Source organism: Lonsdalea britannica (assembly GCF_002111595.1).
Lineage (GTDB): Bacteria > Pseudomonadota > Gammaproteobacteria > Enterobacterales > Enterobacteriaceae > Lonsdalea > Lonsdalea britannica.
Map to the genome: position 1 here is coordinate 187,631 of NZ_LUTN01000001.1, position 23,554 is coordinate 211,184.

The 23,554-nt window shown below is 58.1% G+C and carries 18 protein-coding genes and 2 pseudogenes; 16 read left to right on the forward strand and 4 right to left on the reverse strand.

Annotation, left to right across the window (positions count from 1 at the left end):
- Position 1: 1 nt before the first annotated feature.
- From nuoE to AU509_RS00885, 11 genes and pseudogenes are all read left to right on the forward strand, one after another.
- Positions 2–547, forward strand: a complete 546-nt coding sequence (gene nuoE / locus AU509_RS00835) for an NADH-quinone oxidoreductase subunit NuoE (RefSeq protein WP_094117417.1) — start codon at positions 2–4, stop codon at positions 545–547.
- The gene (gene nuoF / locus AU509_RS00840) at positions 544–1,893 is read left to right on the forward strand and encodes an NADH-quinone oxidoreductase subunit NuoF (protein ID WP_094117418.1); all 1,350 of its coding nucleotides are present in this window, start codon (positions 544–546) and stop codon (positions 1,891–1,893) included. Before nuoE ends, nuoF begins: the two co-directional genes overlap by 4 nt.
- A 119-nt stretch (positions 1,894–2,012) precedes the next feature.
- The gene (nuoG, locus tag AU509_RS00845) at positions 2,013–4,739 is read left to right on the forward strand and encodes an NADH-quinone oxidoreductase subunit NuoG (RefSeq protein WP_094117482.1); all 2,727 of its coding nucleotides are present in this window, start codon (positions 2,013–2,015) and stop codon (positions 4,737–4,739) included.
- On the forward strand, positions 4,736–5,713 hold the full coding sequence (gene nuoH, locus AU509_RS00850) for an NADH-quinone oxidoreductase subunit NuoH (protein ID WP_085650986.1): 978 nt from the start codon (positions 4,736–4,738) through the stop codon (positions 5,711–5,713). Before nuoG ends, nuoH begins: the two co-directional genes overlap by 4 nt.
- Positions 5,714–5,727: 14 nt before the next feature.
- Positions 5,728–6,270, forward strand: coding sequence for an NADH-quinone oxidoreductase subunit NuoI (gene nuoI / locus AU509_RS00855; protein ID WP_026739920.1), 543 nt, complete (start codon positions 5,728–5,730; stop codon positions 6,268–6,270).
- A 10-nt stretch (positions 6,271–6,280) separates the two neighbouring features.
- The gene (gene nuoJ, locus AU509_RS00860; RefSeq protein ID WP_094117419.1) at positions 6,281–6,829 is read left to right on the forward strand and encodes an NADH-quinone oxidoreductase subunit J; all 549 of its coding nucleotides are present in this window, start codon (positions 6,281–6,283) and stop codon (positions 6,827–6,829) included.
- Positions 6,826–7,128 (forward strand): NADH-quinone oxidoreductase subunit NuoK, encoded by a 303-nt coding sequence (nuoK, locus tag AU509_RS00865; RefSeq protein WP_085650984.1) that lies wholly within the window; start codon positions 6,826–6,828, stop codon positions 7,126–7,128. The genes nuoJ and nuoK overlap by 4 nt, the downstream gene beginning before the upstream one ends.
- The gene (gene nuoL / locus AU509_RS00870; protein ID WP_085650983.1) at positions 7,125–8,975 is read left to right on the forward strand and encodes an NADH-quinone oxidoreductase subunit L; all 1,851 of its coding nucleotides are present in this window, start codon (positions 7,125–7,127) and stop codon (positions 8,973–8,975) included. The genes nuoK and nuoL overlap by 4 nt, the downstream gene beginning before the upstream one ends.
- A 99-nt stretch (positions 8,976–9,074) precedes the next feature.
- Complete coding sequence (gene nuoM, locus AU509_RS00875) at positions 9,075–10,610, forward strand: NADH-quinone oxidoreductase subunit M (protein ID WP_094117420.1); 1,536 nt, start codon at positions 9,075–9,077, stop codon at positions 10,608–10,610.
- 6 nt (positions 10,611–10,616) lie between these two features.
- Positions 10,617–12,079: pseudogene (nuoN, locus tag AU509_RS00880) on the forward strand (NADH-quinone oxidoreductase subunit NuoN).
- Between the two features lie 160 nt (positions 12,080–12,239).
- Positions 12,240–12,551, forward strand: coding sequence for a DUF883 family protein (locus AU509_RS00885; protein ID WP_085650980.1), 312 nt, complete (start codon positions 12,240–12,242; stop codon positions 12,549–12,551).
- 127 nt (positions 12,552–12,678) lie between these two features.
- Here AU509_RS00885 and AU509_RS00890 read toward each other — a convergent pair whose 3' ends face one another.
- The gene (locus AU509_RS00890) at positions 12,679–13,557 is read right to left on the reverse strand and encodes a PhzF family phenazine biosynthesis protein (protein WP_094117421.1); all 879 of its coding nucleotides are present in this window, start codon (positions 13,555–13,557) and stop codon (positions 12,679–12,681) included.
- Between the two features lie 180 nt (positions 13,558–13,737).
- Here AU509_RS00890 and AU509_RS00895 point away from each other — a divergent pair.
- The 4 genes and pseudogenes from AU509_RS00895 (at position 13,738) to fdhE (ending at position 18,059) form a co-directional block, all read left to right on the forward strand.
- Positions 13,738–15,329, forward strand: a pseudogene (locus AU509_RS00895) (ABC-F family ATPase).
- Between the two features lie 249 nt (positions 15,330–15,578).
- The gene (locus tag AU509_RS00900) at positions 15,579–16,310 is read left to right on the forward strand and encodes a glutamine amidotransferase (protein WP_085650977.1); all 732 of its coding nucleotides are present in this window, start codon (positions 15,579–15,581) and stop codon (positions 16,308–16,310) included.
- A gap of 68 nt (positions 16,311–16,378) precedes the next feature.
- Positions 16,379–16,714: a DUF2002 family protein gene (locus AU509_RS00905; RefSeq protein WP_085650976.1), complete on the forward strand. Its 336-nt coding sequence runs from the start codon at positions 16,379–16,381 to the stop codon at positions 16,712–16,714.
- A gap of 418 nt (positions 16,715–17,132) precedes the next feature.
- The gene (fdhE, locus tag AU509_RS00910) at positions 17,133–18,059 is read left to right on the forward strand and encodes a formate dehydrogenase accessory protein FdhE (protein ID WP_085650975.1); all 927 of its coding nucleotides are present in this window, start codon (positions 17,133–17,135) and stop codon (positions 18,057–18,059) included.
- 59 nt (positions 18,060–18,118) lie between these two features.
- Here fdhE and AU509_RS00915 read toward each other — a convergent pair whose 3' ends face one another.
- Together AU509_RS00915 and AU509_RS00920 are read right to left on the reverse strand one after the other, a co-directional pair.
- On the reverse strand, positions 18,119–19,309 hold the full coding sequence (locus AU509_RS00915; protein WP_094117422.1) for a multidrug effflux MFS transporter: 1,191 nt from the start codon (positions 19,307–19,309) through the stop codon (positions 18,119–18,121).
- The gene (locus AU509_RS00920) at positions 19,306–19,908 is read right to left on the reverse strand and encodes a TetR/AcrR family transcriptional regulator (RefSeq protein WP_094117423.1); all 603 of its coding nucleotides are present in this window, start codon (positions 19,906–19,908) and stop codon (positions 19,306–19,308) included. Before AU509_RS00920 ends, AU509_RS00915 begins: the two co-directional genes overlap by 4 nt.
- Positions 19,909–20,605: 697 nt before the next feature.
- On the opposite strand from AU509_RS00920, the gene AU509_RS00925 reads away from it, so the two are divergent.
- Positions 20,606–21,622, forward strand: coding sequence for a Ppx/GppA phosphatase family protein (locus AU509_RS00925; RefSeq protein WP_094117424.1), 1,017 nt, complete (start codon positions 20,606–20,608; stop codon positions 21,620–21,622).
- 73 nt (positions 21,623–21,695) lie between these two features.
- On the opposite strand, the gene ggt is transcribed toward AU509_RS00925, so the two are convergent.
- Entirely contained in the window at positions 21,696–23,459 is a 1,764-nt protein-coding gene (ggt, locus tag AU509_RS00930; protein WP_094117425.1) for a gamma-glutamyltransferase, read from the reverse strand.
- Positions 23,460–23,554: the final 95 nt, after the last annotated feature.

Consider the following 23,554-nt stretch of genomic DNA (forward strand, 5'->3'; position numbering starts at 1 on the left):
TATGCACGATCATAACAACACTCAACCTTCATTAGACGCTCAGGGGCAGTCGGCTTCCACGACGGATGTCCAGGACGTGTTTGTGCTCAGCGACGCCGAACGTGACGCCATCGAGCATGAAAAACACCATTATGAAGACGCTCGCGCGGCCTCGATTGAAGCGCTGAAAATTGTACAGAAACAGCGTGGGTGGGTGCCGGACGGCGCCATTTACGCGATTGCCGACATTCTGGGCATTCCGGCCAGCGATGTGGAAGGCGTCGCCACCTTTTACAGCCAGATTTTCCGCCAGCCGGTAGGGCGTCACGTCATTCGCTACTGCGATAGCGTCGTGTGCTACATCAACGGTTTTCAGGGCGTTCGCGCCGCGCTGGAGAAAAAGCTCAATATCCAGCCGGGTCAGACCACGTTCGACGGCCGCTTCACGCTGCTGCCGACCTGCTGTCTGGGTAACTGTGACAAAGGGCCTTCGATGATGATCGACGAAGACACCCACAGCCACGTCAAGCCTGACGATATCGATTCATTACTGGAGCAGTATCAATGACTAAAAACATTGTTCTCACTGCCGAACAGCATCCTCTTACCTGGCGTCTGCGTGAAGACAAACAGCCGGTATGGCTGGATGAATACCGCAGTAAGAATGGCTACGCGGGCGCGCAAAAAGCACTGACCGGTATCGCCCAGAGCGACGTGGTAACGCTGGTCAAAGACGCGGGTCTGCGCGGACGTGGCGGAGCAGGCTTCTCCACCGGGCTCAAATGGAGCCTGATGCCGAAAGACGAAAGCATGAATATCCGCTACCTGCTGTGTAATGCGGATGAGATGGAACCCGGCACCTACAAAGACCGCTTGCTGATGGAACAGCTGCCTCACCTGCTGGTGGAAGGCATGCTGATTGGCGCCTATGCGCTGAAATCTTATCGCGGCTATATCTTCCTGCGCGGCGAATACGTTCAGGCGGCCGCTAACCTGCGCCGGGCAATCGAAGAAGCCAAAGCCGCAGGTTTGCTGGGCAAGAACATTCTGGGCAGCGGCTTCGACTTCGAACTGTTCGTTCACACCGGCGCCGGACGTTATATCTGCGGTGAAGAAACCGCGCTGATTAACTCGCTGGAAGGCCGTCGCGCCAACCCGCGTTCCAAGCCGCCGTTCCCGGCGTCTGCGGGCGTGTGGGGCAAACCGACCTGCGTCAACAACGTCGAAACCTTGTGCAACGTCCCGGCCATTATCGAGCATGGCGTCGACTGGTATCAGGGGTTGTCTGCGGGCAAGAGTAAAGATGCCGGCACCAAGCTGATGGGCTTCTCCGGTCGGGTGAAAAACCCGGGCCTGTGGGAACTGCCGTTTGGGACGACCGCCCGTGAAATTCTGGAAGATTATGCAGGCGGTATGCGCGATGGCTTGACGCTAAAAGCCTGGCAGCCAGGCGGCGCGGGAACCGACTTCCTGACCGGCGATCATCTGGACCTGCCGATGGACTTCGAAAGCATCGCTAAGGCGGGTAGCCGTCTGGGTACCGGGCTGGCGATGGCGGTGGATAACGAGATCAATATGGTCGGTTTGACGCGCAATCTGGAAGAGTTCTTCGCGCGCGAGTCCTGCGGCTGGTGTACGCCATGCCGAGACGGACTGCCGTGGAGCGTGAAGCTGCTGCGCGCGCTTGAAGCAGGTGAAGGACAGCCGGGCGATATCGAAACGCTGGAACAGCTGTGCCGCTTCCTGTCGCCGGGCCATACCTTCTGCGCCCATGCGCCGGGGGCCGTTGAGCCGCTGCAAAGCGCAATAAAGTATTTCCGGCATGAGTTTGAGGCGGGTATCGCCAAGCAGACTATCAGCAATACAAAAGCGATAGGCGGGATTCAACCGAACCTGCTGAAACAGCGCTGGTAAGCAATGGCCGAGTCGCAGATGCGATGTTTCGCACCGACGTAAGCGATTCTTCATCTGATAGACAGAATTTTTGATTAGCGCCTGCTTAATACGCGGGCCTTTATGGAAGCATGCTGACTATGGCAACGATTCATGTAGACGGCAAAGAATATGATGTGAACGGAGCGGACAACCTCCTTGAGGCATGTCTCACTCTGGGCCTTGATATTCCTTACTTTTGCTGGCATCCGGCGCTGGGTAGCGTTGGATCATGCCGCCTGTGCGCGGTCAAGCAATACCAGAACGCGGAAGATACGCGCGGTCGTCTGGTCATGTCCTGTATGACGCCCGCTGCGGACGGCACCTTCATCGCGATTGACGATGAAGAAGCTAAACTGTTCCGCAAAAGCGTCGTCGAGTGGCTAATGACCAACCATCCCCACGATTGTCCGGTCTGCGAAGAGGGCGGCAACTGCCACCTACAGGACATGACGGTGATGACCGGCCACAACACCCGCCGCTATCGTTTCACCAAACGAACCCATCATAATCAGGATCTCGGGCCGTTCATCTCGCACGAAATGAACCGCTGTATCGCCTGTTATCGTTGTGTGCGTTATTACAAAGATTACGCTGATGGCAAAGACCTCGGCGTGTACGGCGCGCACGACAACGTCTACTTCGGTCGTCCCGAAGACGGCGTTCTTGAGAGCGAATTCTCCGGCAACCTGGTGGAAGTGTGCCCGACCGGGGTCTTCACCGACAAAACCCATTCCGAACGTTACAACCGTAAATGGGACATGCAGTTTGCGCCCAGCATTTGCCAGCAGTGCAGCGTGGGGTGTAACACCAGCCCCGGCGAACGTTATGGCGAACTGCGCCGTATTGAAAACCGTTTCAACGGCAGCGTGAACCACTATTTCCTGTGCGATCGCGGCCGCTTCGGCTATGGCTACGTCAACCTGAAAGATCGTCCTCGCCAGCCGCAACAGCGTCTCGGCAATGACTGGACGACGCAGAACGCCGAACAGGCGGTGCAGAGCGCGGCCAACGTTCTACGCGAGTCTAAGCAGGTCATCGGCATCGGTTCCCCACGCGCCAGTATCGAAAGCAACTTTGCGCTGCGTGAACTGGTCGGCGCAGAAAACTTCTACAGCGGCATGGCGCAGGGCGAACAGAACCGCGTTCAGCTGATGTTGAAAGTGCTGAAAGAGAGCGGTGTTCACACCCCGGCCCTTCGCGAGATTGAAGGTTACGATGCGGTGTTGGTGCTGGGCGAAGATTTGACGCAGACCGGCGCGCGCATTGCGCTTGCGGTGCGCCAGGCGGTGAAAGGCAAAGCGCGTGAAATGGCTGCCGCACAGAAAGTGGCGGACTGGCAGATCGCCGCCATCATGAATATCGGCCAGCACGCTAAGCATCCCCTCTTTGTGACTCACGTCGACAGCACCCGTCTCGATGACGTGGCGGCATGGAGCTACCACGCCCCGGTCAACGAACAGGCGCGTCTGGGTTTCGCTATCGCGCATGCGCTGGATGACGCGGCGCCGGCGGTGACCGATTTGGCAAGCGACCTTGAGCCGAAACTGGATGTCGTCGTTCAGGCGCTGGCGGGCGCGAAGAAACCGCTGATTGTCACCGGTACGCATGCGGGCAGCGAAGAGATTATCGCAGCGGCCGCCAACGTGGCCAAAGCATTAAAGGGGCGCGGTGCCGACGTCGGCATTACGTTCGTTGCCAGCGGCGCCAACAGCATGGGGCTTGGCATGATCGGCGGCGGCTCGCTGGACGAAGCGCTTGTCCGGCTGGAGTCCGGCGAGGCGGACAGCGTCGTGGTGCTCGAAAACGATCTGTATCGACATGCGTCGGCGCAGCGGATTGACGCCGCGCTCGATAACGTCGCCAATCTGATCGTGGTCGACCATCAACGCACGCGCGTCATGGATAAGGCCAACCTGATTTTGTCGGCGGCCAGCTTCGCCGAAAGTGATGGGACGCTCATCAACCAGGAAGGTCGCGCTCAGCGCTTCTTCCAGGTTTATGACCCCGCCTATTACGACAACACCACGGTCATGCTGGAAAGCTGGCGCTGGTTGCATGCGGTCAAGGCGACTATCGCCAGCCGCGAGGTGAACTGGACGCTGCTCGACCATGTGGTGGATGCCTGCGCCGCCGCGTTGCCGCAGTTAGCGGCGATCAAGGACGCCGCGCCAGACGCCTCTTTCCGCATTCGTGGTCAGAAGCTGGCGCGTGAGCCGCACCGTTACAGCGGGCGTACCGCCATGCGCGCCAACATCGACGTCAACGAACCGCGCCAGCCGCAGGATCAGGACACGATGTTCGCTTTCTCGATGGAAGGGAACAACAGTCCCGAGGCCCAAAGCCGTCAGGTCGCCTTTGCCTGGGCGCCGGGCTGGAACTCCCCGCAGGCGTGGAACAAGTTCCAGGATGAAGTCGGCGGCCATTTGCGCCACGGCGACCCGGGCGTACGATTGGTCGAAGCGGGCGAGGGCGCGTTGGACTACTTCAATCAGATCCCCGCGCCGTTTGCGGCGCAGGCGGGTCAATGGCAAGTGGCGCCTTACTACCATCTGTTTGGCAGTGAAGAAATGTCGCAGCGCGCTGACGTCATCCAGCAACGGATGCCTCAGCCATACGCGATGGTGAACCCCGAAGATGCGGCCCAGTTGGGCGTGAATCCGGGTGCGCTGCTTGAGATTGTCTGTGATGGACAGACCTTGCGTCTGCCGGTACAGGTCAGCGCCGAGTTGCGTCAAGGACAGGTAGGGTTGCCGCTGGGCTTCCCGGGCATCGCCCCGGTTCTGGCGGGTGCGACCGTTGAAACACTGCGGGAGGCGGCACAATGAGTTGGTTTACACCGGAAGTGGTGGATATTTTGATCGCCGTGCTCAAGGCGATCGTGATCCTGCTGGTCGTCGTGACCTGCGGCGCTTTCATGAGTATGGGCGAACGCCGCCTGCTGGGGTTGTTCCAGGGGCGCTACGGGCCGAACCGCGTAGGTTGGGGCGGCTCGCTGCAGCTGGTGTCGGACATGCTGAAGATGTTCTTCAAGGAGGACTGGCTGCCGCCGTTCGCCGACCGGGTCATCTTCACGCTGGCGCCGATGATTGCATTTACGTCGCTGCTGCTGTCGTTCTCCATCGTACCGATCACCCCGACCTGGGGCGTGTCCGACCTGAACATCGGTTTGCTGTTCTTCCTGATGATGGCCGGTCTGGCGGTGTATGCCGTGCTGTTCGCCGGTTGGTCCAGTAACAACAAATACTCTCTGTTGGGGGCCGTTCGCGCCTCCGCCCAGACGCTCAGCTATGAGGTGTTTCTGGGGCTGTCGCTGATGGGGGTGGTGGCTCAGGCCGGTTCATTCAACATGCGCGACATCGTCGAGAGTCAGACGCATATCTGGAACGTCATTCCGCAGTTCTTCGGGTTTGTCACTTTCGCTATCGCCGGCGTCGCGGTATGTCACCGCCATCCGTTCGACCAGCCGGAAGCGGAGCAGGAACTGGCCGACGGCTACCACATCGAATATTCCGGGATGAAATTCGGTCTATTCTTCGTCGGGGAGTACATCGGCATCGTGACCGTCTCGGCGCTGATCGTGACGTTGTTCTTTGGCGGCTGGCACGGACCTTTCCTGCCGCCGATCGTGTGGTTTGCACTCAAAACGGCCTTCTTCATGATGATGTTCATCCTGATCCGTGCTGCGTTACCCCGTCCGCGTTACGACCAGGTGATGGCTTTCGGTTGGAAGATTTGTCTGCCGTTGACGCTGCTTAACCTGTTGGCGACCGCCGCGGTCATTTTGTACAACGCTCAATAAGGGGTGAATAAACCATGACACTGAAAGAACTCTTGGTGGGTTTTGGCACCCAGGTACGCAGCATTTGCATGGTGGGGTCCAACGCGTTCAAAAAACGTGAAACCCGCATGTACCCTGAGGAGCCGGTGAATCCGCCGCCCCGTTATCGCGGTCGTATCGTGCTGACGCGCGACCCCGACGGCGACGAACGTTGCGTCGCCTGCAACTTGTGCGCCGTGGCCTGTCCTGTCGGCTGTATCTCGCTGCAAAAAGCGGAAACGAAAGACGGGCGTTGGTATCCGGAATTCTTCCGCATCAACTTCTCACGCTGCATTTTTTGCGGCATGTGTGAAGAAGCCTGTCCGACGACAGCCATCCAGCTGACGCCCGATTTTGAGATGGGTGAATTCAAACGCCAGGATCTGGTGTACGAAAAAGAAGATCTGCTGATCTCGGGGCCGGGTAAATATCCGGAATATAACTTCTACCGGATGGCCGGCATGGCTATCAATGGGAAAGACAAAGGCGAAGCCGAAAACGAAGCCAAACCCATTGATGTCAAAGGTCTGCTGCCTTAAGGAGCCAAGCATGGAATTCGCTTTTTATGCGGCTGCGTTGATTGCGGTATTGGCAACATTGCGTGTCATTACCCATACCAATCCAGTGCATGCACTACTTTATTTAATCGTGTCTCTTCTGGCCATCGCCTGCGTGTTCTTCTCGCTGGGCGCCTATTTTGCGGGCGCGTTGGAAATCATTGTCTACGCGGGCGCCATTATGGTGCTGTTCGTGTTCGTGGTGATGATGCTGAACCTCGGCAGCGCCGTGGCGGAGCAGGAAAAACAGTGGCTCAAGCCTGGTGTCTGGATCGGCCCCGGCATTTTGTCTCTGCTGCTGCTGGCGGTCATTATTAAAGGGATCTACAGCGTCACCGACGCAGGCATTCAGGGCAGCATGATTGACGCCAAAGCGGTCGGCATCACGCTGTTCGGACCTTATGTGCTGGCGGTTGAACTGGCCTCCATGTTGCTGCTGGCCGGGCTGGTCGTCGCCTTCCACGTCGGCCGTGAAGACCGGCTCGACGGCGTTGCGGATGCAGATGACGCCGATAAGAAAACAACGGAGGGACGGGCATGATTCCCCTACAACACGGTTTGCTGCTGGCGGCCATTCTTTTTGTACTGGGCCTTACCGGGCTGATTATCCGGCGCAACCTGCTGTTCATGCTGATCAGTCTGGAAATCATGATCAACGCGGCTGCGCTGGCGTTTGTCGTGGCCGGTAGCTACTGGGGTCACCCGGATGGTCAGGTGATGTACATTCTGGCGATCACGCTGGCCGCCGCCGAAGCCAGTATCGGCCTCGCGCTGCTGCTGCAGCTGTATCGTCGCCGTCAGACCCTGAATATTGATACTGTCAGTGAGATGCGCGGATGAACTTACTCTACTTAACTCTTTTATTTCCGCTACTCGGATTTCTGTTGCTGGCCTTTTCCCGCGGCCGTTGGTCTGAAAATGTCTCAGCGACCGTCGGCGTAGGCTCCGTCGGCTTGTCCGCCTTGTTGACCTGCTGGATTGGCATCGACTTCTTCAGCCATCAGCAGGGCGACGGCGTGGTGTTCTTCAATCAGCACCTGTGGACCTGGATGTCGGTGGGCAATTTCGACATCACCGTCAATCTGGCGCTGGACGGTCTGTCGCTGACCATGCTCTCGGTGGTCACCGGCGTCGGCTTTCTTATCCATCTGTACGCGTCTTGGTACATGCGAGGGGAAGAGGGCTACTCCCGCTTCTTCGCCTACACCAACCTGTTTATCGCGAGCATGCTGGTGCTGGTGCTGGCGGATAACCTGCTGTTGATGTATCTCGGCTGGGAAGGGGTAGGGCTGTGCAGCTACCTGCTGATCGGTTTCTACTACACCAATCCGAGCAACGGCGCGGCGGCGATGAAAGCGTTCATCGTGACTCGCGTCGGCGACGTCTTCCTGGCTTTCGCGCTGTTTATCCTCTATCGCGAGCTGGGCACGCTGAACTTCCGCGAACTGATGGTCTTGGCGCCGCAGCATCTGGCGGAAGGTTCGCCGGCCATTACGATGGCGACGTTGATGCTGCTGGGCGGCGCGGTCGGTAAGTCCGCGCAGCTGCCGCTGCAAACCTGGCTGGCTGACGCTATGGCGGGTCCGACGCCGGTTTCCGCGCTAATCCATGCCGCGACCATGGTCACGGCGGGCGTGTACTTGATCGCACGCACGCACGGTCTGTTCCTGATGGCGCCGGAGGTACTGCATCTGGTCGGCATCATTGGGGCGGTCACGCTGGTGCTGGCCGGTTTCGCCGCGCTGGTGCAAACGGATATCAAACGCGTGCTGGCCTATTCCACCATGAGCCAAATCGGCTACATGTTCCTGGCGCTCGGCGCGGCCGCGTGGGATGCCGCGATTTTCCATCTGATGACTCACGCGTTCTTCAAGGCGCTGCTGTTCCTGTCCTCCGGCTCGGTGATTTTGGCCTGCCACCACGAACAGAACATCTTCAAGATGGGCGGATTACGCAAAACCATTCCGCTGGTTTATGTCTGCTTCCTGGTCGGCGGGGCGGCACTGTCGGCGCTGCCGCTGGTGACGTCAGGCTTCTTCAGTAAGGATGAAATTCTGGCGGGCGCTTGGGCGAACGGACACATCAACTTCGCCATCGCCGGTTTGGCGGGCGCGTTCATGACCTCGCTCTACACCTTCAGAATGATTTTCATCGTGTTCCACGGTGAAGAAAAAACGAAAGCACACGCGCTCAAGGGGATATCCCATCACCTGCCGCTGCTGATATTGCTGGTGCTGTCTACGTTCGTCGGCGCGCTGATCGTGCCGCCGCTGCACGGTGTGCTGCCGCAAACAACGGAACTGGAACACGGGCATATGCTGACGCTGGAAATCGCGTCCGCCGTTGTCGCTGTGGTCGGTATCCTGCTGGCCGCCGCTCTGTGGCTGGGACAACGTCGCCTCGTCAACCGCATCGCCAACAGCGCGCCTGGTCGTTTCTTCTCGACCTGGTGGTTCCACGCCTGGGGCTTCGACTGGCTGTACGACAAGATCTTCGTCAAACCGTATCTGGCGATGGGCGCGCTGTTGAAACACGATCCGTTCGACAAGCTGATGACGATCCCGGCGCTGCTGGTTGCCTGGGGCAACCGTGGTCTGGCGGTCGGCCAGAACGGTCAGGTGCGCTGGTATGTCGCCTCCGTGGGTATGGGCGCCGTCGTGGTGCTGGGATTGCTGTTGCTGGCGTAATGGCAATACAGCGACTTTGAGGGTAGCGGACGCCTGATGCAGGCGTCCCTGCCGGCAGCAAGTTTCTCGTTTTCTTTATATTTAGGGACACAAAACGCCATGCTACTACCTTGGCTACTTCTTATCCCCCTGATCGGCGGTCTGCTGAGCTGGCTGTTCGAGCGATTCGGCGCCAACGTGCCGCGTTGGATTGCACTGATTACTATGGGGTTGACACTGGCGCTATCCGTACAGCTTTGGCTGCAGGGTGGCTATTCTCTGGCGGTGCCGCACGGCGTGCCGCAATGGCAGGAAGTGTTTGACGCACCGTGGATCCCGCGCTTCGGCATCGGTTTCCATCTGGCGCTGGATGGTCTGTCGCTGCTGATGGTGGTGCTGACCGCGCTGCTGGGACTGCTGTCTGTCCTGTGCTCGTGGAATGAAAAACATCGTCGCTCGGGCCTGTTCCATCTCAACCTGCTGTTGACGCTGGTCGGGGTGATCGGCGTGTTTGTGGCAGTGGACCTGTTCCTGTTCTTCTTCTTCTGGGAAATGATGCTGGTTCCGATGTACTTCCTGATCGCCGTATGGGGTCATGAAGGCGCGGACGAACGCGCGCGCAGCAAGGCCGCGACCAAGTTCTTCATCTATACGCAGACCAGCGGTCTGGTGATGTTGATCGCCATCCTGGGTCTGGTGCTGGCGCACCACGCCTCTACCGGCGTCTGGACGTTTAACTACGACGCGCTGCTGCGCACCGAAATGTCCCACGGCGTGGAATATCTGCTGATGCTGGGCTTCTTCGTCGCCTTCGCGGTGAAAATGCCGCTGGTGCCGGTACACGGCTGGTCGCCGGATGCGCATGCGCTGGCGCCGACGGCGGGGTCTGTCGATCTTTCGGGTCTGCTGATGAAAACGGCGGCCTACGGTCTGCTGCGTTTTAGCCTGCCGCTGTTCCCGACCACGTCTCACGAATTCGCGCCGATCGCCATGTGGCTGGGCGTGATCAGTATCTTCTACGGCGCCTGGCTGGCGTTCAAACAGACCGACATCAAACGTCTGGTGGCCTACACCTCCGTGTCGCATATGGGCTTCGTCATGGTCGCCATCTACTCCGGTAGTCAGCTGGCGTATCAGGGCGCAGTGGTGCAGATGATCGCGCACGGTCTGTCCGCTGCCGGGATGTTCATCATCTGCGGCCAGCTGTACGAACGCTTGCAGACGCGTGACATGCGCGAGATGGGCGGTTTGTGGGGACGTATTCGCTATCTGCCCGCCGTATCGCTGTTCTTCGCGGTGGCGACATTGGGGATGCCGGGAACCGGTAACTTCGTGGGCGAATTCATGATCCTGTTCGGCAGCTATCAGGTGGTGCCGGTGATCACGGTCATCTCCACTTTTGGTCTGGTGTTTGCCTCGGTGTACTCGTTGATCATGATGCAACGCGCTTACTACGGCGCGCCGAAATCCGACGCACCGCTGGCAGGAATGACGACGCGCGAGCTGTCCATCATCTTACTGCTGATTGTGCTGCTGGTCGCGCTGGGTATTTATCCTCAGCCGGTTCTGGATACCTCCAGCGCGGCGATGACCAATATTCAACAGTGGTTTACGTCGTCGATTCAGAGTTCCATTATTTCAACAACAAGGCTTTAATTCGCCATGACAATAACTCCTCAACAACTGATCGCGCTTTCGCCGCTACTCCTTGTCGGATTAACGGTAGTGGTTGTGATGCTGTCCATTGCGTGGCGACGCAACCACGTTGTGAATGCCTCTTTGTCCGTCATCGGTCTGGGTATTTCGCTGGCCGCCCTCTATCTGGTCGGGCAGACCGGCCCAACGGATGTGACGCCGCTGATCCGCGTGGACGGCTATTCAATGCTCTACACCGGTCTGGTGCTGGTGGCCGGTATGGCTACCTGCCTCTACGGTTACGCCTGGCTCAAGGGTTACCCGGACAACCGCGACGAGTTCTACCTGCTGGTGCTTATCGCTACGCTAGGGGGCGTGCTGCTGTCCAGCGCTAACCATCTGGCGTCGCTATTCATCGGTATTGAGCTGATTTCTCTGCCGCTGTTCGGACTGGTGGGCTACGCCTTCCGTCAGGAACGTTCGCTGGAAGCGGCCGTCAAATATATGCTGCTGTCTGCCGCCGCGTCCTCTTTCCTGCTGTTCGGGATGGCGCTGGTCTATGCTGGTTCCGGCGACCTGAGTTTCGCCAGCCTGGGCAAAAGCCTGAGCGACCAGCAACTGTATCAGCCGCTGTTGCTGGCGGGTCTGGGTATGATGATTGTGGGCATCGGCTTCAAGCTGTCACTGGCGCCGTTCCATTTGTGGACGCCGGATGTGTATCAGGGCGCGCCCGCGCCGGTCTCTACCTTTCTGGCGACGGCGAGCAAGATCGCCATCTTCGGCGCGGTCATGCGCCTGTTCCTGTACGCCCCGCTGGTCGACGGCGAGTCAGTCAGGTTGGCGTTGGCCGTGGTGGCCTTTGTCTCCATCATCGTGGGTAACGTGATGGCGGTGGCGCAAACCAATATCAAACGTCTGCTGGGCTACTCGTCCATCGCACATATGGGTTATCTGCTGGTGGCGCTGATTGCCGTGCAGTCGCATGAACTGGCGTTGGAAACCGTCGGCGTCTATCTGGTGGGCTATCTGTTTAGCAGCCTGGGCGCTTTCGGCGTCGTCAGCCTGATCTCCAGCCTTATCGCGGTACCGATGAAGATTCGCTGGCGGCGTATCGCGGTTTGTTCTGGCGTCGCCCGGTACTGGCTGGAGCAATGTCGGTCATGATGCTGTCACTGGCGGGGATCCCGATGACGCTGGGCTTCTTCGGCAAGTTCTACGTGCTGGCGGTGAGTGTGAACGCTCAGCTGTGGTGGTTGACGGCGGCGGTTGTCGTGGGTAGCGCCATTGGCCTCTACTATTACCTGCGCGCGATGGTGAACTTGTATCTGTCCAAGCCGCCGGCTCAGGTCTCGGCTCAAAATGAAGCGGCGGTATGCCCGTTCTCGCTGGCTGGCATTGTGGTAGTGGTTTCCGCCATCATTATTGTCGCGCTGGGCCTTTACCCTCAGCCGCTTATCTCGCTGGTACAGATGGCACAGCCATTGATGTAACCCGTGATAGGTTCAAGACGATGAAAGCCGCGACGTGTCGCGGCTTTTTTTATGACGGTGGCCAGATAATCAGGAATTATCTGTCTCAATTCGGCCCCGCATCGGCGCCAGGTTATCTATAGTTAAAGGGTTAGCGCATTTTCACCAACAGGAGAAAATAATGGCACCGCATGATAAACAGTCACATGAAGTGAGTATTGAGGACGATGTAAAACTGCTGTCCACCACGCTGGACGAGCTATTGAAATATTCCGGCGACTACGCAGACAGCGCTTTTCAAGATCTTAAAAAACAGGCTTATGACTCGCTGCAGGATGTTCGCTCTCGTCTCGAGCCGTCCAAAGGTTGCTGCCACCGGGCTAAAAAGTTTGCGAAGAAGGCGGACAGCTATATTCAGGACAACCCGTGGCATGGCTTAGGTATCGGTGCGTCTGTTGGACTGGTGCTCGGGATTTTACTCGCCCGCAAGTAATGTTGCTCTCGTGACGTCGGATTGTGCCGACGTTGTTCACTAAAACAGGCGCCGTATCCCAATGATGGGGTACGGCGCCTGTTCTTTTATGCGTCTATGCGTCAGACGCTGCGGGTGTCAATACGCTTCAGGCGTTAAGCGTACCGTCAATCAGGGTACGACTGTAGCCGCCAATCCACGGTTGACCGTCGATGTATGCGACATTGACGCGTCCGTTACGGTACAACATGGTCCCCTGACGCACGCAGTATCCCAGCTTCTTCGTCATTTTTTCCAGATCGTGACCATGCTGCAACGCGCGGGCGATACAGGCGTTCGCACTGCCGGTCACCGGATCTTCAATCACGGTATCCAGCGGGAAAAACGCCCGGACTTCGTAATCGGTCGGCGTCGCGTTTTCGTGCGGGCCATAGATAGCGATACCGTCGGCGTGGGTCTCCGCCAGCAGTTTTTCGAACGCAGGCTGAGCAATTCTGACGCCCAGACAGGACGCGGCGCTGTCCATGCGTACGATCATCCAGCTTATCCCCATATTGACGACCGTGGGGGGCACGTCGCCGTGTCGATGATGGCTGCCAAGCGCCGCATCAATCAAGGCGTAGTGGCTGGCATCCACCGGATCGATTGTGGCTTCCGGCGCTCTGAAGGCCAGTAGACCGTTGTCCGACAGATTAATGGGGATCAGGCCGACGCCGCACTGCTGAATCAGTTGCCCCGGCACGTGCGGCGTGAGTCCCGCTTCCAGCAAAGCATGCGCCGTCCCGAGCGTGGGGTGGCCCGCAAAAGGCAGCTCCTGCGACGGCGTGAAAATACGAACCAGGTAATCCGCCGTGGGGTCAGTGGGCGGCAGCACAAAAGTGGTTTCAGAGAGATTAGTCCACCGGGCGATGGCCTGCATCTGCTCATCACTCAGCCCTTCAGCGTCCAGAATGACGGCCAGCGGGTTACCTTGGAAATCATGGTGGGTGAAGACATCGACCTGTTTAAACTGACGCTCTGATGACATTTGCGCTTCCTTCAAGGGGTTTACGACATATTAAGTTTTTTTATTCAAGATTAGCACTTGTTTATATTCAGAATCTCATAGAAACCCTTCTGGTCAAATAGTGTTCGAATATGGCCGGGATTCTGAGGGCCGCTTATGGCATAATGTGCGGCAAATCACACTTAGATCTGAGTAAATACTGTGCTGGTAACGAATAACATAACGATGCAATTCGGCAGTAAGCCGCTTTTTGAAAACATTTCCGTCAAATTCGGCGGCGGCAACCGCTATGGCCTGATCGGCGCCAACGGCTGCGGTAAATCCACCTTTATGAAAATTCTGGGCGGCGACCTGACCCCCAGCGGCGGCAATGTTTCTCTGGATCCTAACGAACGTCTCGGCAAGCTGCGCCAGGACCAGTTCGCGTTTGAACAATACTCGGTGTTGGACACGGTCATCATGGGCCATGCCGAACTGTGGGACGTGAAAGAAGAGCGCGATCGCATCTACGCGCTGCCGGAAATGAGCGAAGAAGACGGCTATAAAGTGGCCGATCTGGAAGTCAAGTACGGTGAAATGGACGGCTACAGCGCCGAGGCCGCGCGGGCGAACTGTTGCTGGGCGTAGGGATCCCGCTGGAGCAGCATTACGGTCCGATGAGCGAAGTCGCGCCGGGCTGGAAACTGCGTGTGCTGTTGGCGCAGGCGCTGTTCGCCAACCCGGATATTCTGCTTCTCGATGAACCGACCAACAACCTGGACATCGATACCATTCGCTGGCTGGAGCAGGTGCTGAACGAACGTAACAGCACCATGATCATCATTTCCCATGACCGCCACTTCCTGAACATGGTGTGTACGCACATGGCGGATCTGGATTACGGCGAACTGCGCCTGTACCCGGGCAACTACGACGAATACATGACGGCCGCCACGCAGGCGCGTGAGCGTCTGGTGGCAGACAACGCCAAGAAGAAGGCACAGATTGCCGAGCTGCAGTCGTTCGTCAGCCGTTTTAGCGCCAACGCCTCTAAATCTCGTCAGGCCACGTCGCGTGCGCGCCAGATCGACAAAATCCAGCTGGAAGAGATCAAGGCTTCCAGTCGTCAGAACCCCTTCATCCGTTTCGAGCAGGATAAAAAGCTGTTCCGTAACGCGCTGGAAATTGAGGATCTGGCGAAAGGATTCGACAACGGCCCGCTGTTCAGCAAGCTTAAACTGCTGATCGAAGTCGGCGAGAAAGTCGCGGTGCTCGGGACCAACGGGATTGGTAAAACCACGCTGTTGAAAACGCTGGTTGGCGATCTGGCACCGGATGTCGGTACCGTCAAATGGTCCGAAAATGTGCAGATTGGCTACTACGCGCAGGATCACGAATATGAGTTCGACGATGAGCTGACGGTTTTCGACTGGATGAGCCAGTGGAAGCAGGAAAACGACGACGAGCAGGCCGTACGCAGCGTACTGGGCCGCCTGCTGTTCTCGCAGGACGACATTCGCAAGAAAGTGAAGGTACTGTCCGGGGGGGAAAAAGGGCGCATGTTGTTCGGCAAGCTGATGATGCAGCGTCCTAACGTGCTGATCATGGATGAACCGACCAACCACCTGGATATGGAGTCCATCGAATCGCTGAACATGGCGCTCGAGATGTATCAGGGGACGTTGGTCTTCGTCTCGCACGACCGTGAGTTCGTGAGCTCGCTGGCCACCCGTGTGCTGGAAATCACGCCTGAGAAAGTGATCGACTTCACCGGAAGCTATGAAGATTACCTGCGCAGCCGCGGCATCGAATAACGTCCGTTAGTCGCGGTTTTCATCGCATCGTCTGGAGCCGTCGCCTGTGCGACGGCTTTTTTGTGTCCGTTATGCGATGGTGGGCTTAGCGCGTTTCCTGTCAATCTGGGGCGCGAAAGCAGCACGACAGGTCGCGTATCCGGAGCAATAGACGTCAGCGTCCAACAGGGTTTGGGTGGGCGATGACAAACGGCCACGGGAGTGCTACGTTCTGCGTTATTCCTTTCTCGATGGCTTGAAGAAAAACAGATGAAGCGTGCTGAAAAACCGATTTTGATTATCCAAATGGGCGAACCGCCTGCGCCTATCGCCGCCGCCGTCGGCCAGCAGTCGGACTGGTTTCGCAGCGCGCTGGCGCCGCTGGAACTTGGCGAACTGCTGATGGTGCGCCCCGACTTGAATGAGACGCTGCCGCCGCCTTCTGCGCTAAGCGCCGCGATAGTGACCGGTTCGTGGGCGATGGTCACCGACCGCCTGGATTGGAGTGAACGCACGGGGGCATGGCTGCGGCGGGCCGTGGACGAACAGCTGCCGCTGCTGGGCGTATGCTATGGACATCAGCTGTTGGCAGACGCATTGGGCGGAACGGTGACTGATAATCCGCAGGGGAAAGAAGTGGGGTTGGAAACCGTGTCGCTCAAACCGGCGGCGGCTCAGGATGCGTTGCTGTCCGAACTGCCGACAGAATTTAGCGCCTATCTGACGCATCTCCAGTCCGTCGTCACACCGCCGCCAGGCGCGCAGGTGTTAGCGTCATCGACGCTGGACGGCTGTCAGATCCTACGTTATTCGCCCACGACGTTGTCCTTCCAGTTTCATCCGGAAATGGATGCGAGCGTGATGAACGCCTGTCTGAAAAACAACCGTCAGCCGACGCTGACGGTGTCGGAAGAACCCCTTTGGGCGCGTCGCCTGCTGGTGGAATTTGTGCGTCAGGCACGGTTGGCGCGGGCCGCGGCGACAGAGGCAGGTTCGGAGTAGTCCGGTTGTCGCACGAATTCAGTGAGTTATGGTCACTCCCTCAGATTAGCGTAGAGGGAGGACAATTGATGTATTTACGCCCTGATGAAGTAGCTCAAGTATTTGAGAAAGAAGGATTTACTCGCGATACCGTGACGGACAAAGCGTATGGATTCTACAAAGGCGAACACTACGTTTATGTGAATCGCGAGGCCAGAATGGGGCGTACCGCCGTGGTTATCCACCCCAGTCAGGGTGCGAAAAGTCTGAAATACGCCCATCCCGCGGAAACGCTGCGCAGCAGTCCGGCCTATGAGCGCTTCCCGCTCGACCCCGAGTCTGAAACTCCGTCTTATGTGGGCATTCCGCACGGTTTCACCTCACGCGCTATGCTGTCTCGCTATCTTGAGCGCATGTTCGGCTGATGTTTATCATGCGCCTGCGGTGAGCTAATGGCTCATCGTTATGTCGATGGGCCGTGAGCGATTCGCGGCCTGCAAAGATCGCCCGATCACGGGGCAACGCATTGAACGTTTTTCCGATGGCATACGCAGGTTCTGCGGGGGAGTGAAACGCCTCCCGCTGACCACTACCACACCGCGACACGATTCCTCCCGCACGACGCTTTTGCGTCACAAAACCCCTTCTGCCGCGCGAAAACGGTTAAAAAGGTAATTTCGTCCTACACTTAAAGTGATACGGTCAATGTCGCACCGGATCGTTCCAGCGGCCGGCGCCGCGGGAAACGAATATCGCATGTGGGGTATACTCCCCTTGGAAGCGCGTCGTTCTGGCTGATTACGGCCAGTCCGTCACTGTCACTACAACCGGAAAAGAACCCTGATGAGTATTCATATTGTTCCTCAGGAACAGCCAGCAGGCGAAGCGGCGACGTCCACACTGGGAACGGTCCCGTCGTTGCTGTTCGCTAATTTGAAAAGCCTGTACAGCGGCCGCGCCGAACGGCTGCGTCAATTGGCGGATAACCACCCGCTGGGCGACTACCTGACGTTTGCCGCGCAGGTAGTGGAAGCGCAGCAGCATGTTCAACACGACCATCCGTTGACGATGGACTTCACACGCCTTGTGCAAACCGGCGGACAGCCGCCGTTGGATGCCGCGCATTTTCGTCGCGATGCGCATTGGCTCACGCTATTGCAGGCGTTGATTGAAGAGTTAAAGCCGCAGATGAGCGGCCAGATCCTTAGCGCGCTGGAAAATCTGGAAAAGATGTCTGGGCCGGAGAAGGAAGCGTTGGCCGATGCGCTCTTCAGTCAGTCTTTTTGCGCCGAGAGCAATGATAAAGCGCCGTTCGTGTGGGCCGCGCTGTCGCTGTATTGGGCGCAAATGGCCAGCCAACTGCCCGGTCAGGTGCTCCCGGAGGAGGGCGAACATCGCCAGTTCTGTCCGGTCTGCGGCGGCATTCCCGTGTCCGGCGTGGTGCACATGGGGGCGGAAAGCGGCCTGCGCTATCTGCACTGCAACCTGTGTGAAACAGAGTGGCATATGGCGCGCGTGAAATGCAGCAACTGTGAACAGTCCGAACAGCTGAGTTACTGGTCGTTGGATGACGATAGTATGGCGTCTCATCAAACGGAAAGCTGTGGCGATTGCGGCACCTACATCAAACTGCTCTATCAGGAAAAAGACTGCCGGGTGGAAGCGGTGGCGGACGATCTGGCCTCCCTGGTGCTGGATATCAGAATGGAAGAAGAAGGTTTCTTTCGTAGCAGTATCAATCCCTTCCTGTTCCCGGAAAGCGCTATCTGATACGCATGAAGGGGGAGGCGACAACGCTCTGGCGACAGGGCGTTGTCGGACGGAGCGGCTTAGGCCGCTCGCGTTTTAACGACTAGCAGCACGTAAGACAGCACCGCCAGCCCATAACACCCAAGCATGACCAGTGCCATCGACGTGGCGCTGGTGCCCGCCAGCCCGGTCAACGGGACGCTCAACGCCCCCAGCGCGAACATACTCAGACCAATCAGCGCTGACGCGCTCCCCGCCTGATTTCCCTGACTTTGCATTGCCAGCGCGGACGCGCAGGGGCCAATGACACCGATCATCGCGACGGCGAAAAACAGCGGCACCAGAATCCACACCAGCGACGCCTGCGTCAGACCGGCGGCGAGCAGTATCGCAGAGGCCAGCACCGCAATCGTCAACCCCACGCGCAGCACGCGTTCTTCCCGATGGTGTCGGCTAAAGCGCGCGGACAGCTGTCCGGCGACAATCAGCCCGATACCGTTCAGGGCGAAACACAGGCTGAAGGTTTGTGGGCTTAACCCGTAGATTTGCTGTAAGACGAACGGCGAAGCGCCGATATAGGCGAACATGCCTGCGCCTGACAGCCCTTGCGCCAGACACATTCCCATAAACTGACGTTCCCGCAGCAGCCCGCCAAGCGACGACAGCATCGCGCTCAGGCCGCCGCTGATTCGCCGCTCTTGCGGCAACGTTTCTCGCATCCTGAATGCGGACAAGAGCAGTAACAGCATCGCGACGGTCGCTAGCGCGACGAAGATGCCGCGCCAGTCGGTGAGGCCCATCAGCGCACCGCCCAACACCGGCGCAAAGATCGGCGCCAACCCGTTCACCAACATCAATAAGGCGAAAAAGCGGGTCAGTTCATGTCCGGCGTACAGGTCGCGGGCCACCGCGCGCGATAAAACAGCGCCGCCAGCACCGGCAATGCCCTGTAACAGACGCGCCGCCAGCAGTTGATGGATATCGGTAGCGAGGGCGCACCCTATCGACGCGGCCAGCAGCAGCGCCAGCGAAAACAGCAGGGGGCGCATTCGGCCGAGCGCATCGCTGAGCGGGCCAAAAATCAGCTGACCGCCGCCGAGTCCCAGCAGCCCGGCGGTCAGGCTGAGCTGCGCGGTAGACGTGTTGGTACTGAGCTCGGTCGTCAGTTGAGGCAGCGCCGGCAGATATAAATCGGTACACAGCGGGCCCAGTGCGGCCAGCGAACCCAGCATGAGCGCATAGCCAAGACGGGTAGGGGAGTGGGTTTTCATAAAGCCTCATCTTCCGAAAAAAGCAGGTTAATGATGTGTTGATAGAGCTGATGTAATTCCGCCCGCGGAGCGGAAAACGCCAACAGCGAGCGCGTCGAGGTGCCTTGCACCAGCGCGGCCATCAGTTCTACCCGCGCGGCGATAGACGCCTGGGAGAGCCGAGGATAGCGTTTTTGCAGCATCAGGCAGGCTTGATTGAAAATACGTGCGTCGGCGGCTTTGAGGATCTCCGCCACGCGCGGATTACGGCTGGCCTCGGCCGTGGCTTCGAGCATCAATGCGTTGTCGTCGCTGTCGTGGTACATCTCATCGTAGGGCGCGTTGCCGACCAGAATGTCCGGCATGCGCACGGTATGGTTCAAATCCTGTTCCAGCGGCGCGATCCTGGCTTCTGCGATGCGGTAAACCATCTCCTCGATAATCGCGTCCTTGTTGGCGAAATAGCGATAAATCTGTCCGACGCTCAATTCAGCGACGCGGGCAATTTCCGCCATCCCTGCGCCGTGGAAGCCTGCCCGGCGAAAACACTGACGCGCGGCGGCAATGATGCGATCCTCTCGCTCGCGGAAAGAGTGATGTTTTGGCGTTTCTGACGGCATGGTTGGCTCCGACCGACACGCGGCGAAAGTGGGCGGCGGTCTGTAAATGATAAGGCACGATAATTATCGCCACGTGCTTTTGTGTAAATTGAGAATGAACGTTCATTCTCAATTTGGTGAAATCTTAGATGAGTTCCTTGAATAGGGCAAGTTCCTCAACCAGCCGCGCTGGCGAAGAATCATCCCCTTTCCGATGAGTTTTAAGCCTGTAATACCGGGCGTGTCGCGCAGTGGCGAGCGCGGGGTTTTCCTCTATGCTTTTAACATCGCGTTGCCAAACAGCCGGTAAGCGTCGCGTTTCAAAATAACGTGGTTCTGGTTAAGTGATTGTAAAAAAAGACGATTGCGCCCGCCGATATTTGTCCGCGTGATGATAATGGGAATTTGACCCGCTCCCCGCCATATCGCATTATGGGCGCGCTTACGGGGGCCGTAGGATGGATTCCCCGTCAGGCGGCCTTCGGGACGGTATGTCACGGTGACGTCATCACACAATGTGTTCGCAATGGCGCAAGATGAATGGCCTACCACGCGCAATCATGAGAGCGCTGTGCGACCTGACATGCTCCCCGTTGGGGATCCAAAACAATTATAACCATCGCGCCGTATCCCAGATTCCGTTCAGAGTGGCTGAAACGCTTGCGCAGCGTTGGGCGCTATTTCTGGCAGCGGGAACGGCCGAGATCAAGGGACTACCATGATAAAAGCTACACGCAGCCTGCTGGCACTTGCCGGCCTTTTTTTGAGTATCGGTTATGTACAGGCTTCAGACTGTATTGAAACCCGTGCCGGGTTCGACATTGGCTCCGGCACCACCAAAGCGATGGTCGCGGAGGTGGACGTTTGCCACGGCGTACTCGGCAATATCTTGTATCAACACGAACAACCAGTCGGTTACAACGCGGATCTAGCGCGTTCCCTTAACGGCGATCTGAGCCCGGCGATTGCCAATGAAGGGCTGGCGACGCTGCAGTCGCTGCTCCATGAGGTGAATCAGTGGCACCCGACCCGCATCAGCGGCGTGGCGACGGAGGTTTTTCGTTCCGCCAGCAACGGCGAGCAGGTGATCGCCGACTTTGAGCGCAACACCGGACTGTCCATCAAAGTCCTTAGCCAGGAACAGGAAGCGCTGCTGGGATTTATGTCCGCGAAAGCCACGCTGAACCAACCCGCGCTGAGCAATAGCGACATTCTGGTGTGGGACATCGGCGGCGGTTCTATGCAGATGACCAGCTTCGAGCCGATCAACGGTCACCTAAAGCCGGTTGTCTATCTGGGCAAGCTGGCGGCGGTCAGCCTGAAGGATATGGTGATTGATGTTTTCCAGAACAAGGAGTTGCGGGCGGTCTCCTCACCTAACCCGGTCGGCGATCAACTGCCGATGATCCTGCGTTTTGTTCGTTTCTACGCGACGACGCATGTTCGGCCCGAGATCCGTCTTGCCGCCGCGCGCAAGCTGGTCATCGGGATCGGCGGCGTACACAGCTACTCCATTTCCGGCCAGCTCGGCACGGGGCGCAACAGCTATCGTCTGGAGGAGTTGAAGAACATCGTCGGCAAAAAGAGCCATATGGACGACTCGCAGTTACAGGGCAAATACAAAGCCACGGACGTGACGAACCTGTTGCTGGTTGAAGGCTTCATGGAGGCACTTGATATTTCAGAAGTTCATGTGGTGAAAGCCAGCCTGATTCAGGGCGTTTTGTTGCAGTAATTTCTGCCCGCTCTATCTGCGCAGAGGCCGTCTTTCGCGCGCGTGTCGGCCTCTGCGTTTCGTTCGTTTCCTTTTAGTAGCCTACCGCCGAACCCGCAGGTCGCCGGGAGTCGTTCGCGCCATACAGATACCCTTCGCGTACTTTATCGGACACGGCGGAGTCATTGCCTGAGTTGGCGGGCTCCACGCCCTGAATACCGGGCAGACCCTCCATAATCAGTTCGGCAGCGCCCCAGGGCGTTTGTTCAATCATCTTATACCCGCGTTCCGCCAGCAGTTTCAGCGTATCGGCGGACAAGCCGCGCCGTTCATAGTAGACCTCATCCGGCAGCCATTGATGATGGATACGTGGCGCATCCACTGCTTCCTGCGGCGTCATCCCGAAGTCGATAATATTCAACGCCGTTTGCAGCGTAATGCTGATGATGCGCGAGCCGCCGGGCGATCCCAGCACCAGGAAAATTTTGCCGTCTTTGGTGACCAGCGACGGGCTCATGGATGACAGCGGACGTTTGCCCGGCGCGATGGCGTTCCGTTCTCCTTGAACCAGGCCGTAGAGGTTCTTTTCCCCGACTTTGGCGGTGAAGTCGTCCATTTCATCGTTCAGGAAGAAGCCGGTGCCGGGTGTGATCACCACGGCGCCGAAACGCCCGTTGACGGTATAAGTGGTGGACACCGCATTTCCCTGACTATCGACAATGGAATAGTGGGTGGTTTCCGGTTTCTCATGCGGTTCCGTGCCGGGCGCGACCTGCGTCGACGGCGTGGCCTTCTCCGGGTCGATCTTGCGGCGGATATCCGCGGCGTAGGTTTTGCTCAACAAACGATCAAGCGGGTTATGCACAAAAGCGGGGTCGCCCAGATAAGTATTGCGATCCATGTAGGCGTGGCGTAGCGCTTCGGTCACCGTGTGGATGGCCTGCGCGGAGTTATAGCCCATGCTTTTCAGGTCGTATCCTTCCAGAATGTTCAGCGTTTCGCACAGTGTGACGCCGCCGGAGCTCGGCGGAGGGGAAGAGATAAATTTGTAGCCCCGATAGGTGCAGCTAATCGGCGTGGTTTCCGTGACCGTATAACGGGCGAAGTCCGCCGCGGTGATGATACCGCCGCCTTTTTTCGCCGCCGCTTCGATTTTGCGCGGTAACTCTCCCTTATAGAAGGCGTCGGGGCCGCGATCGGCGATGCTTTGCAGGGTGCGCGCCAGATCTTTTTGCACCAGCCGGTCACCCGGCTGCATCGGCGATCCATCCGGGCGCAGGAAGAGGCGGGCCGCTTCCGGATCTTGTCTGAAACGTTTGACGGTGGTGTTCATGATATCGGTGTCGCCGCGGTTGAGAATAAATCCTTCGCGAGCCAGTTTGATGGCCGGCGCCAGCAGCTGCTGACGGCTCATCGTCCCGTATTTTTCACGCGCGGTTTCCAGCCCCATCACGGTGCCGGGCACGCCGACCGCCAGATAGCCATACAGGCTGGCGCCGGGGTTCACTTTGCCTTCCGCGTCCAGATACATATCGGCTTTGGCCGCCGCCGGGGCGGTTTCGCGGAAGTTGATGAAGGTGTCTTTACCGTTCGCCAGATGCAGGGTCATAAAGCCTCCGCCGCCGATATTGCCGCAACAGGCGTTAACCACCGCCTGGGCGTAGCCGACGGCAACCGCCGCATCCACCGCATTTCCCCCCATTTTCAGGATATCAACGCCCACCTGTGAAGCCAGGTGCTGCGAACTCACCACCATTCCCTGTTTTGCCTCCACGGCGGGAATGGAGACCGCATAGGTCGGTCCTACGGTGAGGAGTCCTGATAAGCTTAATGCCAATCGCCATTTTCCTGATGTCATCCCTATCTCCTCTCGAACTCATACCGACTCTGTGGTTTGTATAACCGGCCATCGTGTTCGCCGGTCGCTAAACAGCATACGGAGCTGTCTCCGAC

Bases quoted from the DNA above. Each gene is read 5' to 3' on its own strand.
- nuoE (WP_094117417.1), top strand. From the start codon at position 2: ATGCACGATCATAACAACACTCAACCTTCATTAGACGCTCAGGGGCAG.
- nuoF (WP_094117418.1), top strand. From the start codon at position 544: ATGACTAAAAACATTGTTCTCACTGCCGAACAGCATCCTCTTACCTGG.
- nuoG (WP_094117482.1), top strand. From the start codon at position 2,013: ATGGCAACGATTCATGTAGACGGCAAAGAATATGATGTGAACGGAGCG.
- nuoH (WP_085650986.1), top strand. From the start codon at position 4,736: ATGAGTTGGTTTACACCGGAAGTGGTGGATATTTTGATCGCCGTGCTC.
- nuoI (WP_026739920.1), top strand. From the start codon at position 5,728: ATGACACTGAAAGAACTCTTGGTGGGTTTTGGCACCCAGGTACGCAGC.
- nuoJ (WP_094117419.1), top strand. From the start codon at position 6,281: ATGGAATTCGCTTTTTATGCGGCTGCGTTGATTGCGGTATTGGCAACA.
- nuoK (WP_085650984.1), top strand. From the start codon at position 6,826: ATGATTCCCCTACAACACGGTTTGCTGCTGGCGGCCATTCTTTTTGTA.
- nuoL (WP_085650983.1), top strand. From the start codon at position 7,125: ATGAACTTACTCTACTTAACTCTTTTATTTCCGCTACTCGGATTTCTG.
- nuoM (WP_094117420.1), top strand. From the start codon at position 9,075: ATGCTACTACCTTGGCTACTTCTTATCCCCCTGATCGGCGGTCTGCTG.
- AU509_RS00885 (WP_085650980.1), top strand. From the start codon at position 12,240: ATGGCACCGCATGATAAACAGTCACATGAAGTGAGTATTGAGGACGAT.
- AU509_RS00890 (WP_094117421.1), bottom strand. From the start codon at position 13,557: ATGTCATCAGAGCGTCAGTTTAAACAGGTCGATGTCTTCACCCACCAT.
- AU509_RS00900 (WP_085650977.1), top strand. From the start codon at position 15,579: ATGAAGCGTGCTGAAAAACCGATTTTGATTATCCAAATGGGCGAACCG.
- AU509_RS00905 (WP_085650976.1), top strand. From the start codon at position 16,379: ATGTATTTACGCCCTGATGAAGTAGCTCAAGTATTTGAGAAAGAAGGA.
- fdhE (WP_085650975.1), top strand. From the start codon at position 17,133: ATGAGTATTCATATTGTTCCTCAGGAACAGCCAGCAGGCGAAGCGGCG.
- AU509_RS00915 (WP_094117422.1), bottom strand. From the start codon at position 19,309: ATGAAAACCCACTCCCCTACCCGTCTTGGCTATGCGCTCATGCTGGGT.
- AU509_RS00920 (WP_094117423.1), bottom strand. From the start codon at position 19,908: ATGCCGTCAGAAACGCCAAAACATCACTCTTTCCGCGAGCGAGAGGAT.
- AU509_RS00925 (WP_094117424.1), top strand. From the start codon at position 20,606: ATGATAAAAGCTACACGCAGCCTGCTGGCACTTGCCGGCCTTTTTTTG.
- ggt (WP_094117425.1), bottom strand. From the start codon at position 23,459: ATGACATCAGGAAAATGGCGATTGGCATTAAGCTTATCAGGACTCCTC.